General features: G+C 69.5%; 18 protein-coding genes and 1 pseudogene. 7 read left to right on the forward strand and 12 right to left on the reverse strand.

Annotated elements, in window-relative coordinates:
• The 5 genes from ACTWQR_RS50190 to ACTWQR_RS50210 all read right to left on the reverse strand — a co-directional run.
• A partial coding sequence (locus ACTWQR_RS50190) for an ATP-binding cassette domain-containing protein (RefSeq protein ID WP_443234035.1) occupies nt 1–205 on the reverse strand: 205 nt, incomplete at its 3' end.
• A gap of 111 nt (nt 206–316) precedes the next feature.
• Entirely contained in the window at nt 317–934 is a 618-nt protein-coding gene (locus ACTWQR_RS50195; RefSeq protein ID WP_443234036.1) for a PadR family transcriptional regulator, read from the reverse strand.
• 25 nt (nt 935–959) lie between these two features.
• On the reverse strand, nt 960–1,508 hold the full coding sequence (locus ACTWQR_RS50200; RefSeq protein WP_443234037.1) for a DinB family protein: 549 nt from the start codon (nt 1,506–1,508) through the stop codon (nt 960–962).
• Nucleotides 1,509–1,632: 124 nt separating this feature from the next.
• Nucleotides 1,633–3,093, reverse strand: coding sequence for an aldehyde dehydrogenase family protein (locus tag ACTWQR_RS50205; RefSeq protein WP_443234038.1), 1,461 nt, complete (start codon nt 3,091–3,093; stop codon nt 1,633–1,635).
• A 109-nt stretch (nt 3,094–3,202) separates the two neighbouring features.
• Nucleotides 3,203–4,054, reverse strand: a complete 852-nt coding sequence (locus ACTWQR_RS50210; protein WP_443234060.1) for a helix-turn-helix domain-containing protein — start codon at nt 4,052–4,054, stop codon at nt 3,203–3,205.
• 365 nt (nt 4,055–4,419) lie between these two features.
• Between ACTWQR_RS50210 and ACTWQR_RS50215 the strand changes: the two genes are divergently transcribed.
• Complete coding sequence (locus ACTWQR_RS50215) at nt 4,420–4,896, forward strand: ATP-binding protein (protein ID WP_443234039.1); 477 nt, start codon at nt 4,420–4,422, stop codon at nt 4,894–4,896.
• A gap of 199 nt (nt 4,897–5,095) precedes the next feature.
• Here the strand turns inward: ACTWQR_RS50215 and ACTWQR_RS50220 are convergent, their stop codons facing one another.
• The 6 genes and pseudogenes from ACTWQR_RS50220 to rpmG form a co-directional block, all read right to left on the reverse strand.
• Complete coding sequence (locus tag ACTWQR_RS50220) at nt 5,096–5,314, reverse strand: DUF397 domain-containing protein (RefSeq protein WP_443234061.1); 219 nt, start codon at nt 5,312–5,314, stop codon at nt 5,096–5,098.
• Nucleotides 5,315–5,521: 207 nt separating this feature from the next.
• Nucleotides 5,522–5,949, reverse strand: a pseudogene (locus ACTWQR_RS50225) (SRPBCC family protein).
• Between the two features lie 407 nt (nt 5,950–6,356).
• Nucleotides 6,357–6,602 (reverse strand): 30S ribosomal protein S18, encoded by a 246-nt coding sequence (gene rpsR / locus ACTWQR_RS50230; protein ID WP_443234040.1) that lies wholly within the window; start codon nt 6,600–6,602, stop codon nt 6,357–6,359.
• 3 nt (nt 6,603–6,605) lie between these two features.
• Nucleotides 6,606–7,778, reverse strand: coding sequence for a CobW family GTP-binding protein (locus tag ACTWQR_RS50235; protein WP_443234041.1), 1,173 nt, complete (start codon nt 7,776–7,778; stop codon nt 6,606–6,608).
• Entirely contained in the window at nt 7,778–8,068 is a 291-nt protein-coding gene (locus ACTWQR_RS50240) for a type B 50S ribosomal protein L31 (RefSeq protein WP_443234042.1), read from the reverse strand. Before ACTWQR_RS50240 ends, ACTWQR_RS50235 begins: the two co-directional genes overlap by 1 nt.
• Before the next feature lie 5 nt (nt 8,069–8,073).
• Nucleotides 8,074–8,238, reverse strand: a complete 165-nt coding sequence (gene rpmG, locus ACTWQR_RS50245) for a 50S ribosomal protein L33 (protein WP_443234043.1) — start codon at nt 8,236–8,238, stop codon at nt 8,074–8,076.
• A 65-nt stretch (nt 8,239–8,303) separates the two neighbouring features.
• On the opposite strand from rpmG, the gene rpmB reads away from it, so the two are divergent.
• The 4 genes from rpmB (at nt 8,304) to ACTWQR_RS50265 (ending at nt 10,301) form a co-directional block, all read left to right on the forward strand.
• Nucleotides 8,304–8,540, forward strand: coding sequence for a 50S ribosomal protein L28 (rpmB, locus tag ACTWQR_RS50250; RefSeq protein ID WP_443234044.1), 237 nt, complete (start codon nt 8,304–8,306; stop codon nt 8,538–8,540).
• Nucleotides 8,540–8,845: a 30S ribosomal protein S14 gene (gene rpsN, locus ACTWQR_RS50255; RefSeq protein WP_443234045.1), complete on the forward strand. Its 306-nt coding sequence runs from the start codon at nt 8,540–8,542 to the stop codon at nt 8,843–8,845. Before rpmB ends, rpsN begins: the two co-directional genes overlap by 1 nt.
• Nucleotides 8,846–9,020: 175 nt before the next feature.
• Nucleotides 9,021–9,542 (forward strand): hypothetical protein, encoded by a 522-nt coding sequence (locus ACTWQR_RS50260; RefSeq protein WP_443234046.1) that lies wholly within the window; start codon nt 9,021–9,023, stop codon nt 9,540–9,542.
• Nucleotides 9,543–9,755: 213 nt separating this feature from the next.
• Entirely contained in the window at nt 9,756–10,301 is a 546-nt protein-coding gene (locus ACTWQR_RS50265; protein ID WP_443234047.1) for a DUF4232 domain-containing protein, read from the forward strand.
• Between the two features lie 109 nt (nt 10,302–10,410).
• Here the strand turns inward: ACTWQR_RS50265 and ACTWQR_RS50270 are convergent, their stop codons facing one another.
• Entirely contained in the window at nt 10,411–11,559 is a 1,149-nt protein-coding gene (locus ACTWQR_RS50270) for a DUF2786 domain-containing protein (protein ID WP_443234048.1), read from the reverse strand.
• A 198-nt stretch (nt 11,560–11,757) separates the two neighbouring features.
• Here ACTWQR_RS50270 and ACTWQR_RS50275 point away from each other — a divergent pair, with 198 nt between their 5' ends.
• Nucleotides 11,758–12,489 (forward strand): Clp protease N-terminal domain-containing protein, encoded by a 732-nt coding sequence (locus ACTWQR_RS50275; RefSeq protein ID WP_443234049.1) that lies wholly within the window; start codon nt 11,758–11,760, stop codon nt 12,487–12,489.
• Between the two features lie 141 nt (nt 12,490–12,630).
• On the forward strand, nt 12,631–14,340 hold the full coding sequence (locus tag ACTWQR_RS50280) for a bifunctional 3'-5' exonuclease/DNA polymerase (protein ID WP_443234050.1): 1,710 nt from the start codon (nt 12,631–12,633) through the stop codon (nt 14,338–14,340).
• The last annotated feature ends 30 nt before the right edge of the window (nt 14,341–14,370 follow it).

The raw sequence follows: 14,370 nt of genomic DNA on the forward strand, positions 1-14,370 counted from the left end.
CCACGTCGTGTCCTGCGACCTCCGCGCGCCCCTCGTCCGGCCGCAGCAGCGTGGTCAGCACGCGCACCGCGGTGGTCTTTCCGGCGCCGTTCGGGCCGAGCAGACCGTGGACGGTGCCGCGCGGCACCGCCAGGTCCAGACCGTCCAGGGCCGCCTTGTCCCCGTACCGCTTCCGTATGCCCTCGAGGACGATCGCGTCCGTCATTCGGCTCCCTCCATCTCGTTGTAGTCAAATTTGACTACCGATCCAACGGCGGAGGGTATGCCCACCCGAACAATTAGTCAAACTTGGTTAGCTCGGATCTCCCGGATGCGGCTACCCAGTCGCGTACGGGTTCTTCTCGCCCTCCCCGAGAACCCCCACGAACGGCTCTCCCTCGCCCGCGAAGGTGTACGCCCCGCCCTTGATTCGCTCGATCAGGCCGCGGGTCCACTGGGCCCCGCTGTCGGCGGAGTGGACCCAGAAGTTCATGATCTCGCCGATGTGGCCGAGCTGTTCGGGGCCTTCCTCGGGCGTGTAGTACTCCGTGACGGCCTTGCGCCACTCCTGGATGCCGCGCACCCGCTCCTCCAGGAGTTCGAGGACCTCCTCGCGCTCCAGGTCGACCATGCAGCCGAGAGCGGCGGAGAGCGCATCCGGCTTCTGGTCGTACGCGGTCAGTGACTCGCGGACCAGCGCGAGGTACTCCTCGGTGCCCTTCTCCGTGATCTCGTACTCGGTGCGCGGCGGGCCACCCGCCGTGGAGGGCGCGATCTCGTGGGCCAGCAGCAGCCCTTGCTTGGCCATCTGCTTGAGCGCGTGGTAGATCGAGCCCGGCTTGGCGTTGGACCACTCGTGCGCGCCCCAGTACTCCAGGTCGTTGCGCACCTGGTAGCCATGGGCCCGGCCGTGCTGGCGGACGGCGCCCAGGACGAGGAGACGGATCACTGACATGCGGTCCAGGTTAGAGCGCGTCGGCTCAGCCCCAGGTGGCGCCCTGCGCCTGCGCGACCAGCTCGAAGGCCGTCTTCCCGTCCAGGGACTCGCGGATGACGTCGGCGTGGCCGGCGTGCCGGGCCATCTCCGCGATCAGCCGGAGCATCAGCCAGCGCATCGACACGGCCTCGTCGTCCGGGAACCAGGGCTGGTCGGGCAGCGGGAAGGTGTCATTCAGGCTGGGCACGGACCGGATGAAGTCCTCGGTCTGCCGGGCGACCTTGTCCCAGTAGGTGAGCATGGACTCGACGGTCTCGTCGCCGACCAGCTGGAAGCTGTCGCCCCAGTCCTCCTCGGTGCGCTGGGTGTCGGGCGCCACCTGCCGGGCCCGCGACAGCCAGCCCTGCTCGGTCTCGGCGACGTGCTTGAGCAGCCCGGAGAGCGAGAGTTCGCTGGCGCTCGGCTTCGTCGCCGCCTGCTCGTCGGTGAGGCCGAGCAGCGTCCGGCGGATGCCGCCCCGCTGCTCGTCCAGGAAGGCGAGCAGCGCGCCGCGCTCGTCGCCGTGAGCCTCTGCGTGCACGTGCATAACCATGGGGGACGCCTTTCGTGGGTGCCGTTTCCTTCTCGACACCAACGAAGTTACGGGCCCTTGCGGTCAGCTTCTGTCCGCAAGGGCCCGCCATATTCAAGCCATGTTCAATCCGCTTTCGAGCGGCTCAGAACGGGAAGAAGCTCCGCCCGTGCTGCACCGAGATCCACTTCTGCGTGGTGAACGCGTCGACCACCGCGTCGCCGTTCAGGCGGCCGATGCCCGAGGCCTTCTCGCCGCCGAAGGCGACCGGCGGCTCGTCGTGCACGGTGCCGTCGTTCACGTGGAACATGCCCGCGTCGATCTGCTTGGCGAAGGAGACACCGCGCTCGACGTCGGCGGTGTGCACGGCGCCGCTCAGCCCGTACGGGCTGTCGTTGACGATCCGTACGGCCTCCTCCTCGCCGTCGAACGGGACGAGGAGCGCCACGGGGCCGAAGATCTCCTGCCGGAGGATGTCGGAGTCGGCGGGCAGGCCGGTCAGGACGGTCGGCTCGACGAGGTTGTCGGTGGTGGCGCCGCGCACGAGGGCGGTGGCGCCCTCGGCGATCGCCTGCTCCACGGTGCTCGAAAGGGCGTCCGCCTGCGAGGAGTTGATGACCGGACCGATGACGGTCCCCGGGTCGCGCGGGTCGCCGGCCTTCAGCGTCTTGACCTTGGCGACGAACTTCTCGGTGAACTCGGCCTCGATCGAGCGGTCCACGAGGACGCGGTTCGCGGCCATGCAGACCTGGCCCTGGTGCACGTACCGGCTGAAGACCGCCGCGTCGACCGCGTAGTCGATGTCCGCGTCCTCCAGGACCACCAGGGCGCTGTTGCCGCCGAGTTCGAGGATCGCGCGCTTGAACTGCGAGGCGCAGACGGTGGCGACGTGGCGGCCGACCTTGTCGGAGCCGGTGAAGGAGATGACCTTCGGGATCGGGTGCTCGAGGAAGGCGTCGCCGATCTCCGCGATGTCCGTGATGACGACATTGAGCAGACCGCCCGGCAGACCCGCGTCCTCGAAGATCTTCGCGACCAGCGAACCGCCGACGATCGGGGTGTTCTGGTGCGGCTTGAGGACCACGCCGTTGCCGAGCGCGAGCGCCGGGGCGACGGACTTCAGGGACAGCAGGAACGGGAAGTTGAAGGGGCTGATCACACCGACGACGCCGACGGGGACGCGGTAGACGCGGTTCTCCTTGCCGTCGACCGGCGAGGGGATGATCCGGCCCTCGGCCCGCAGCGACAGGTGGATCGACTCGCGCAGGAACTCCTTGGCGAGGTGCAGTTCGAAGCCGGCCTTCAGATGCGTGCCGCCGAGCTCCGCGATGATCGCCTCGGTGATCTCCGGCTCGCGGTCCTCGATGATGCGCAGGGCCTTCTCGAACACGCCGCGACGCGCGTAGGCGTTCGTCGCGGCCCATTCCTTCTGGGCGCGGGCGGCGGCCTGGTAGGCCTGATCCACCTCGTCGACCGTGGCTATCGTGATCGACGCGAGCTTCTCACCGTCGTACGGATTGAAGTCGATGATGTCCCAGGAACCTGTACCCGGACGCCACTCTCCGTCGATGTACTGCTGAGCCAGGTCGGTGAAGTAGGACGACATGTGATCCCTCAATCCCTTGCTGCCGCAGCAGCCAGCCTGATCATCTTCACGGTCTGATCACACGTCATCGTACTGGTGTTTAAAGGGAGTTGGAGAGGGCGCAGATGTTTCAGGAGAGTTGCAGCAGGCCCCGGAGCAGATCGCGGCTCTCGTCCGGCCCCGGACTGTCGTCCTGGAGCTGCTTCATCGCCTTCTCGTACTGCGCGACGTCCTCACGCTTGTCCAGATACAGCGCACTGGTGAGCTGCTCCACATAGACCACGTCGGACAGGTCCGACTCGGGGAAGCTGAGCACCGTGAATGCTCCGCTCTCGCCCGCGTGCCCGCCGAAGCCGAAAGGCATGACCTGAAGCCGCACGTTGGGCCGCTGGGAAATGTCGATCAGATGCTGGAGCTGACCCCGCATCACTTCCCGGTCGCCGTACGGGCGTCGCAGCGCGGCCTCGTCGAGGACCACGTGGAAGTCGGGGGCGTTCTCGGACACCAGATACTTCTGGCGCTCCAGGCGCAGCGCCACGCGCCGCTCGATGTCGGCATCGCTCACGGCCTTGGCGCCCTTGCCGTGGCCCGCGCTCTTCATGCCGCGCTCGACGACGGCATGCGCGTACGCCTCCGTCTGCAACAGCCCGTGCACGAACTGCACTTCGTACGAACGGATCAGGGACGCGGCGCCCTCGAGTCCGACGTACGTCGGGAACCAGCTGGGCAGGACGTCCGAGTAACTGTGCCACCAGCCCGCGACGTTGGCCTCCTTGGCGAGGGAGAGCAGCGAGTTGCGCTCCGCGTCGTCAGTGATCCCGTAGAGAGTCAGGAGATCCTCTACATCCCTCGTCTTGAAGCTCACCCGGCCCAACTCCATACGGCTGATCTTCGATTCGGAGGCTCGGATCGAGTAGCCGGCCTTCTCTCTGGTGACGCCGCGCGACTCCCTCAGTCGCCTCAGTTGCGAGCCGAGCAGCATGCGCCGTACCACCGATCCCGACTCCTGCGCGCTCACGTTCGTCCGCCTCCCCAACCCGTCTTCAAGGGCCGCAGTCTGCCACTAAATCACTTCAAGCAGTACTCGTTCGGTTACAGAAACGGCAAGGTTTCAAAGGGGATACACGAGAAGAGGCAAGGAGAAGACCAGCCAGAGGCAGAAAAGTGACAGGAAGACGGCGGAAAAAATGACCAAGAAGCGGTATGGGAAGGTCCAATTCGGGCGCGTGCACGTGCATCTGCCCTTGCATCTGCCGTAAGCATTCGGAACGATGGTCTCGCGCCACCGCTGCATCGCAACGACCGCGAACCCCGGGAGTGCCTCGCATGGGGACGAATGGATCGACCATGCTCGAGCCGTTAAGGCAGGGGCTTCCGCCGCTGGACCCCGCGGCCGTGTCCAACGCCGCCTCCTGCGCTCTGCCGCCCCGCTACGAAGCGGTGCGCGACGCGAGGCAGTTCACTCGTCGGACGCTGGACCAGTGGGACGTCGACAGCCGTTTCGACGACGTCTGTCTGGTGGTCTCGGAACTCGTCACCAACGCGCTGCGGCACGCGCTGCCCGCGGACACCCCGCGCACGCCCGATCAGGACCCGCCCGTGCGGCTGCACTTGATGCGGTGGACCGAGAGACTGGTGTGCGCGGTGCGCGATCCCAGTCACGACAGTCCGGTCGCGGGTGACTCCGAGGACTTCTCGGCGGAGTCGGGGCGCGGTCTGTTCCTGGTCGACTCGTTCGCCGACAGCTGGGGTTGGCACCCGCTCGCCGGGACGCTCAACGGCAAGGTCGTGTGGGCGCTGTTCCGACTGGGGCCTGTCGCCTGAGGGGCCGCGGCGCTTTTTTTCGCGCCGCGGTTCTACGCGCGTTACGGTCCGTCAGTGGTCCGAGTTACGGCCTGTCAGCGGTCCGTTGGCTGTCCGCGTCACGGTGAGTTGCCTGGCCGAGAAGACGGCAAACACCCTCAAGTGCCTTCAATCTGCCCGCTGTTCAACACGATGCCCAACCCGCCGTTCAGCCTGCCGTTCAGCCCGCTGTCAGGTGGTCGAACTCGCCGTCCTTGATACCGAGGAGCATGGCCTCGATCTCGGCGCGTGTGTATACGAGCGCGGGTCCGTCGGGGAAGCGCGAGTTGCGCACCGCCACCTCACCGCCGGGCAGCCTCGCGAACTCCACACAGGAGCCCTGCGAGTTGCTGTGCCTGCTCTTCTGCCAGGCCGCACCGCGCAGCTCCGTGGCAGCCATGCCGTTGTACACGTCGTGGTCCACAGGTCGCTCCCCGGTGGTGCATTGGCGTCTGTTGCCAGTGATGCAGTGGTAGTCAACTGCCCGGATCATAGCTGTCTTCACATGCAGTTGCATGCGCAGATGCACGTGCACGGGGGGTGGTCCTGCGATTACAGCTTGGACGGCTTGCCTGCCGAAGCGGTTCCCTCTGACCAGGCCTCTCGCCTACAACCGATCCAGCGTCTGCCCCAGGGCCCGCATCACATGCGACCTCCAGCCCTCGCCCATGATCTTCCGCGCCATCATCTGCGCCGGGTCGTCCGGGTCGAATCCCGTATGCACCAGGAAGAGACGGGTACCGCTGCCCTCCCGTTCCAGGGTCCACGTAATGGTCCAGTCCGCGGGGTTGCCGGGATCGAGGTCGGCCCACCGGCCGCTGAGCATCCGCCCGGTCTCGTACGCGAGGACCTCGATGTCCACCGCGCCGGAGAAGTTGGAGCTGGGCCGCGGCACCGACGTCATCGCGTACCGGTGCCCGACCTCGAGCCGGAAGCCGGCCGCCCCGGCATCTGCCACCGCGCGAGCTGCTCGGGCTCGGTGAGCGCGCGCCAGACCTTGGCCGGCGAGTGGGGCAGGAACTGGTCGACACGGATCGTGGTGAGGTCGCCGTCCGCCTCACCGGGGTCGGCCGCCCCACCGGAGCCGCATGACTCACCGGAGTCGTACGCCCCACCGGGATCGTCCGCCCCACCAGGCCGTGCGCTCGCGATACGGGGCCCATGTCCCGCCGTCCTCCGTTGTTTCGCCATCCTCGGGCATACGGTCCAGGAGCCCACCGAGCCCCTTGAGCCGGTCGCGCCAGAACGGCTCGTACGGATGGAGCCAGTCCCGCACCTCGGCGAGCGGCTGCGCCTCCCGCCGGTGGATCCGCTGCCGCCCGGCGCGCCGCTCGGAAACGAGTCCGGCCTCCCGGAGCGATAGGTAGGAGATTCCCTACGCGTCAAACGCAGGGAATCTCCTACCTACCCCCTTCCGCCGCTGCGAGGCGGGAACCGGAACCTCAGCGGCCGGAGCCGGAATACGGCAGCAGAGCCATCTCCCGCGCGTTCTTGATCGCACGGGCCATCAGCCGCTGCTGCTGGGCGGAGATACGAGTGACTCGGCGGCTGCGGATCTTGCCGCGGTCGGAGATGAACTTCCGGAGGAGGTCCGTGTCCTTGTAGTCGATGTAGGTGATCTTGGCCGCGTCCAGGGGATTGGGGCGGGCCTTGAGGGGCTTGTTGCGGTCGGGCTTGCGAGGGGCCATGGGTCAGACCTCCAGGAGGGTGTCGAAGGCGGGCGGGAGTCGCTTCCAGGCGGTGCGGCCGGCCGCGTACTCCGCGTCGGTCAACAGGCAGGACTCCAGGAGCAGTTCGAGGCCGTCACGGTCCAGGCCGGGTGACGTGAAGACCAGGTGCTGACAGCAGTCGCCGTGCTCCGGGTGCCAGTCGAGCGCGGCGGCGGCGCGGCGCACCGGCGGCACCATCTCCCAGGCGGCGTCGGGCAGGGAGGCGAGCCACGGCCCCGAGTTCTCCACGCACAGGGCGCCACCGGCGGCGTCCCAGTGGAGCAGCGTGTCGGGCCGGTCCGCGAGCCAGAACCGGCCCCGGCTGCGGGCCGCCGCGCAGGTCAGGTCCTCCAGGGCCGCGTACAGCCGCTCCGGGTGGAAGGGGCGACGACGGTGCCATACGAGCGTGGAGACCCCGCACTCGTCGGCCTCGGCGGGCAACAGCGCGCAGGCGGGGTGCTGGGCCGCGGCCGCCGCCTCCACGTCGAACCCGGCGAGCGCGGCATCCGCGAGCGCCGACGCCGCGGCACCAGCGGTTCCCGTCACCACCGGGCCCGCCAAGTCGCCGTGGCCGATCGGGACTTGGCGGGCGGTCGGGTGCAGCTGGGCCAGCAGCGCCCGGTCCTCGTCGTCGGCCTCCTCGGACTCGACGAGGGCGAGCACGGGCGCGTACTCCAGCTGGCGCGCGAAGGTGTCGGCGATCGTGCGCTGGTCGGTGACGGCCGCGGCGAGCCCGGCGTCGGCGAGGTCGTCGCCGTTGCCGAGGTACGGCAGTACGAGCGCGGGGTCGACCGCGGTGATCACGCCGGTGAGCCGGAGTCCGGCGCTGGCGACCACCTCGGCCATGGCCTTGGGCTCGACGGATTCCCAGAGCTCGACGATCGCGAGCCGGGTCGTCCCGTCCTCCGCAAGCCGCTCCAGCTCCGGCACGAGGTCCTCGCGCAGGGCGCAGCAGGCGCAGTCGTTGACGAGCTCCGCCTCACCGGCGGAGACGATGCCGGTGAGGTCGCGGATCGTGCGGACGACCGTGCCCTTGACGGCCGTCGCGAGGTCGTGGTGGAGCGCCACGGCTCCGGGTACGTCGGCGAGCAGCCGCTCGACGGCCGCCTTGCGGGCATCGGCGTGCAGCCCGCCGACGATGGCGACGGACAGCATCAGTCGGCCTCGCCCTTGCCGTCGGACGCCCGCTTGCCGTCGGACTCGCGCCTGCCGTAGCGCTTCTCGAAGCGCTCGACGCGGCCGGCCGTGTCCATCACGCGGGCCGTCCCTGTGTAGAAGGGGTGGCTCACGTTGGAGATCTCGACGTCGACGACCGGGTAGGTGTTGCCGTCCTCCCACTCGACCGTCTTCTCGCTCGTCATGGTCGAGCTGGTCAGGAAGGCGTGGTTCGCGGCCCGGTCCCGGAAGACGACGGGCCCGTACGCCGGGTGGATTCCCTCGCGCATCTCGGTCAGCGCTCCTCTCGGAAGTCGGCGTGGCGGCCGGCGACGGGGTCGAACTTGCGCAGGACCATCCGGTCGGGGTCGTTACGGCGGTTCTTGCGGGTGACGTACGTGTAGCCGGTCCCGGCCGTGGACCGGAGCTTGATGACCGGACGGAGTTCGTTGCGTGCCATGTGGCTAGTATATGAAAACGGATCCCATTATCGATAACGATTAGGCAGAGAGGTACGTCACTCACATGTCCGCGCACTGCATGCTGACCGGGGCCCAGCCCCGCTTCGGCAACAACATCTCCCACTCGCACCGGCGCACGTCGCGCCGTTTCGACCCCAACATCCAGAGCAAGCGCTACTGGGTGCCGAGCGAGGGCCGGTACGTACGGCTGAAGCTCAGCACGAAGGGGATCAAGACCGTCGACACGATCGGCGTCGAGGCGGCCGTGGCCCGGATCCGCGCCCGTGGGGTGAAGGTCTGATGGCCAAGAAGAGCAAGATCGCGAAGAACGACAAGCGTCAGGAGATCGTCGCGCGGTACGCCGGGCGACGGGCCGAGCTGAAGGAGATCATCCGTCGGCCGTCCTCGTCGGACGCCGAACGGGCCGCCGCCCGGCGGGAGTTGGAGCGGCAGCCGCGTGACGCCAGCGCCACGCGCGTACGCAACCGGGACAGTGTGGACGGGCGGCCGCGCGGGTATCTGCGGACGTTCGGGCTGTCGCGGGTGAATCTGCGGGAGCAGGCGCACAAGGGGTTCTTGCCGGGGGTTCGCAAGTCGTCCTGGTAGCGGCGGCGGCGCTCACCCGAAGGGCTGAAAGGCGGCCTGGTAGCTTGCTGCGGTCAGCTTGCCGCGGTTGTAGCGGTGGCCACGGTGGTCGCCGTCGTCGCGGTGGCATCGGCGGCGGCGACACCGGCGACCTTCCGGTTTTTCCGGATTTCCGGCCAGAACCTTGGGGGCTTCAGTGACTTCGGCGACTTCGGCGACCTTCTCGCGCAGGCAGGCGCGGATCACGGCCGCGGCGGCTGGGCTGGCAGCCGCGCTCGTCCTGACGACCGGCTGCAGCGGTGACGACGGCGGGGACGGTGACAACGGCTCGCCCTCGCCGACGAGCGCGGCGCCGACCGAGTCGGCGGACACCGGCGGCGGCTCCGGCGGGAGTACGGCCGAGGCCGACGGTCTGGAGGGCAGTTGGCTCGCCACTAAGGACGGCAAGGCCGTGGCACTGGTGATCACCGGGAAGGAGGCCGCGCTGTTCTCCACCGGCGGGTCCATATGCAGCGGCAGTGCCGGCGAGAAGTCGGGCATGCAGATGATGGCGCTGAAGTGCACCGACGGGAACAAGGACCGGACCGAGGGCATGGTCGAGTCCGTCGACTCCACGACGCTGAAGGTCACCTGGGAGGGCTTCGGCGAGGAGACGTACACGAGGTCCGAAGGCGGGAAGATGCCGTCCGGGCTGCCTACGGCGAGCCTGGGTTCCTGACACCCGGCGCCTGACGCCCGGGTTCGTTTCGGTTCGGTGCCGGGTGCGGGTTTGTGGGGGGCTGGTCGCGCAGTTCCCCGCGCCTCCTGACACGGGACCGCCGAGGTGTCCCCCGGGACGAAACCGCGTGATGATCTACGAGCACCGCCACGACACCAGACGTCACCCCCAGCCCCAGCTCCAACTCCAGCACCAGACGCCAGAGGAAACCCCATGCGCGCCCTACCGATCGCCGTCGCCGCCCTCGCCGCTGCCCTCACCCTGACCGGCTGCAGTGACAGCGACAGCGAGAACGGCAGCGGTGACAAGAACACCGCTGACAAGAAGCCCAGCGCCTCCACCGCCTGCCAGGCCGACCAGGTCGGCACGCAGGTCGCCGCCAACGAGGCCCCGGCCGCCGGCGACACCGGAAACGTCTCCGTCACCCTCACCAACCGCTCCGGTGCCGACTGCACCCTGGAGGGCTTCCCCGGCATCGGCCTGAACGCCGGCAGCGAGTCCCGTACCGTCCCCGCGGACAAGGCCGCGCAGCCCGAGAAACTGACCGTCAAGCCGGAGGAAGCGGTGACCTTCACGATCACGTACGTACGGGGGACCGCGGGCGACACGGAGAAGAGCGCGGCCGTGAAGACGGTGAAGTTCAGCCTGCCCGACGCCACCGACGAGCTGTCCTTCGCCTGGAAGTACGGCGAGGTGGCCCTGCGGACCGCGAGCGAACCGGACGCCTCGGTGACCCCGTTCCAGCGCGCCGGCGACTGAGACATCGCCCGAGACGTCAGTTGAACCTGAGTTGAGACGTGAGTTGAGACGTGGGTTGAGACGTGGGTTGAGACATCGGCTGCCGGGTCATCCCAGCGGCAGCGTCACGTCACCGTAGCGGCGGCCGTGCCCTGACCTGGGCCCGGTCCGCCGCCGCGGCTCCTTCCTCCCAGCCGGCCGCGTCGGTCACCCCACGCATCCGAGTTGCGACGGTGTCCGGGAACATGCGCTCCGTGTGGTCCGCGACCGCCACGTCGCGGGCCGCGAGAACCGGCAGCGACTCGCCTCCCGTTGCCGTCACTTGGTCCTCGGCCACGGAAGCCAGCCGGTCGCCGATCCGATGCGCGTACGCGGCCAGGAACGACTGCCGGAAGGTCTTCGTACGCTTCCTGCCGCCCGCCCGCTGGGCCGCCTCCGCCTTGGCCATCGCGGCCGTGGCCTGCACGAGGAGAGAGGTGTAGAGGAGCTCGACGACCTCCAGGTCGGGTTCGAAGCCGACGACCGTCGAGAAGCCGAGGGCCTCGTTCCAGACCGCGCGGCAGCGGTTCGCGCCGGCCACCGCGTCGAGCAGTACCGCCTTGGCCGTCTCGTACGGCGGGTCGACGCCGATGCGGCAGGCGCCGGGCGCGTCCTTCGTGTGCGTACGGGCCGCGAGCAGCGCCTCGTCGATGCTGTGCCGCGCCATCAGCTCCTGCGCCTTGGCACTCAGCGCCTCGGCCTCCTCCGGGAACCCGGTCGCCTCGGCCTTGGCGAGCAGGGCGCGGATGCGGGTGAGCATGCGGGAGTCCTTCGCCCCCGGGGCCGCGGCCCCCTTGGGCGGGTCGGTTACGTCGAGCGGCTCGATGGCGGGCAGGCGGAGCAGCAGCCGGTACAGCTCCAGTACGGCGGTGGCGTACGAGAAGCGGTCGGTGGTGCGGGGCGTCTGGCCCTCGGCGGCCGGCTCTTCGAGTTCTTCGAGCTGCGCCGACCAGCGCGGGCCCCTGGGCTTCCGCTCCTGGCCGGCCTCGCCGAGGATCAGCGCCGACACCAGGCGTATGTGTACGTCGTCCAGCTCGCGCCGCACGATCCGTACGACATCGGCGGGCTGCCAGCCACGACGCCAGGCCGCGGCGACGAACTCCTCGCCCCGCCGGGTGAGTTCGGCGTCGGACACCGGGTCCGCGGCGAGCAGTGAGGCGCCCGTGTCGAGGGACGTGTCGGTGTCGGAGTAGAGCGCGGCCTCGAAGGCTCGCTCCACCGTGCTGGACGTGCTGCTCATCCAACGATCGTGTCATGGTGCGCCGAGTGCGCCGAACGGCCGTGCGGCTGCCGGTTGCCTCCCCGAAGTAGTCGAGCCCGAGTATGCGAGTACCGGGGGCCAACCTTCCGAGACCAACCATCCGGGCCTGGAACCGCAGAATCCCGAAGGTGTCAACTCGCGGTTGACACCCCTCCATCGTCAACCTACGGTTGACACATGACCACGAATCCGCGGGCCACCACCTCCGTACGCCTCGACGACCTCATCGAGGCCATCAAGAAAGTCCACACCGACGAGCTCGAACAACTCCAGGACGCGGTGATCGCCGCGGACCACCTCGGCGACGTGGCCGACCACCTGATCGGCCACTTCGTGGACCAGGCCCGGCGTTCGGGCGCCTCATGGACGGACATCGGCAAGAGCATGGGGGTCACCCGGCAGGCGGCCCAGAAACGGTTCGTGCCGAAGGCCGAGTCGGACCTGGACCCCAGCCAGGGCTTCAGCCGCTACACGCCACGGGCCAGGAACGTGGTGGTCGTCTCCCAGAACAAGGCCAAGACCGCGGGCAACGACCAGATCCGCACCGAACACCTGGTCCTCGGCCTGATAGCCGAGCCGGAGGGCCTCGGGGCGCAGGCGATCACCGCACAGGGCGTCACGCTGGACGCCGTGCGCGAGGCCGCGACCGCCGCCCTGCCGCCGCGCGCCGAGGACGTGCCCGCACTCATCCCCTTCGACAGCAACGCCAAGAAGGCCCTCGAACTCACCTTCCGCGAGGCCCTCCGGCTCGGCCACAACTACATCGGCACGGAGCACGTCCTGCTCGCGCTGCTGGAGCACGAGGCCGGCGCGGGCCTCCTCAGCGGGCTCGGCGTCGACAAGACGGCGGCCGAGGCCAACATCGCGAAGGCGCTGGAGAAGGTGCGGAAGTCCCTCCAGGAGGACTGACCGCCGTGGCCTGCGCTGTGGTCGGGTAGCCGGAGACCATTGCTGGTCCCCGGCTACCCGACCGCATGCGCCCGGCTCTGACAATGGCCCTGAACTCGCAGTTCAGGGCCATTGTCAGAGCCTCCTGCGAGACTCGGAGTCATGACCGACCGGTGGGCTCTCGCGCCGGCCGAGGACGGCGGCGCCGAGCTCGCTCCCCTCGGCCCCGACGGGCTGCCCGCCGGGCCCGTCCTCAGGGAGCCGGACCTCGCCGAGTCCGTACGGTCCCGGCCGGACGTCATCCGCTGGGTGTGGCGGTCGACGGCCGAGGTCTACCCCCGCCTGCGCAGCGCGGGCGTCCGCGTGGAGCGGTGTTACGACATGGAGGCCGCCGAAACCCTCCTCCTCGGCCACGAAGGACGGCTCGGCGAACCCCGGTCGGCGGCCGCCGCCCTGGCCAGGCTGCGCGGCGGCCCCGTACCGCCGGACCCCCGGCAGCGCTCCGCCGAGCCCGGCTCGCAGTCCTCCCTCTTCGAGCCGCGCCCCGTCCACGTACCGCTGGAACAGCTCATCGAGGTGTACGCGGACCAGCAGCGAAGACACCTCGCGACCGCGCACCCCGACCGGATGCGGCTGCTGACGGCGGCCGAGTCGGCGGGCATGCTCGTGGCGACCGAGATGAACGCGTCCGGGCTGCCGTGGAGCACGGACGTCCACCGAGAGGTACTGCACGAACTGCTGGGCGAGCGGTACACGGGCGGGGGCGAGCCCCGGCGCCTCGCCGAGCTGACGGACGAGGTGTCGGCCGCATTCGGGCGCCGGGTGCGGCCCGATCTGCCCGCGGACGTCGTCAAGGCCTTCGCGCAGGCCGGCATCAAGGTGAAGTCCACCCGCCGCTGGGAGATCGAGACGGTCGACCATCCCGCCGTCAAGCCGCTGATCGAGTACAAGAAGCTGTACCGGATCTGGGTCGCCCATGGCTGGTCGTGGCTCCAGGACTGGGTGCGGGACGGGCGGTTCAGACCGGAGTACCTGCCGGGGGGCACGGTCACCGGGCGTTGGGTGACCAACGGCGGCGGCGCGCTGCAGATCCCCAAGGTCATCCGCAGAGCCGCCGTCGCCGACCCCGGGTGGCGGCTCGTCGTGGCGGACGCCGACCAGATGGAGCCGCGCGTGCTGGCCGCGATCTCCCGCGACCCCGGCCTCATGGAGGTCGCCGGGCGGGAGACCGACCTCTACCAGGCCGTCTCCGACCGCGCCTTCTCCGGCGACCGCGCACAGGCGAAGCTCGCCGTGCTCGGCGCGATCTACGGACAGACGTCCGGCGACGGCCTCAAGAACCTCGCCCTGCTGCGCCGCCGCTTCCCCAGAGCGGTCGCGTACGTGGACGACGCGGCCCGGGAGGGCGAGGAGGGCCGGCTCGTACGGACCTGGCTCGGGCGGACCTGTCCACCGGCGGCCGGCTCCGGCTCCTCGTCGGACGAGGCGGGACTGCCGCAGGACGAGCCGGGCGGAGGAACCGAGGGAACCGCCGACGGCTCCGACGGCGACGAGTGGGTGCCGGGGTACGCCTCCACCAACTCCCGTGCACGTGGCCGCTTCGCGCGCAACTTCGTCGTCCAGGGCAGCGCCGCCGACTGGACCCTGCTCGTCCTCGCCGCTCTCCGCCGCTCCTGCCGGGACATGGCGGCCGAGCTGGTCTTCTTCCAGCATGACGAGGTGATGGTGCACTGTCCCGAGGAGGAGGCCGACGCGGTGGTCGAGGCGATCCGGGAGGCGGCGGAGCTGGCGGGGCGGCTGACGTTCGGGGAGACGCCGGTGCGGTTTCCGTTCACGACGGCGGTGGTGGAGTGTTATGCGGACGCGAAGTGAGCTCCCGCGCTCCGCAGGTCGGTCGCCTCG

Origin of the sequence: Streptomyces sp. 2A115, assembly GCF_052245575.1 — a bacterium.
GTDB lineage: Bacteria > Actinomycetota > Actinomycetes > Streptomycetales > Streptomycetaceae > Streptomyces.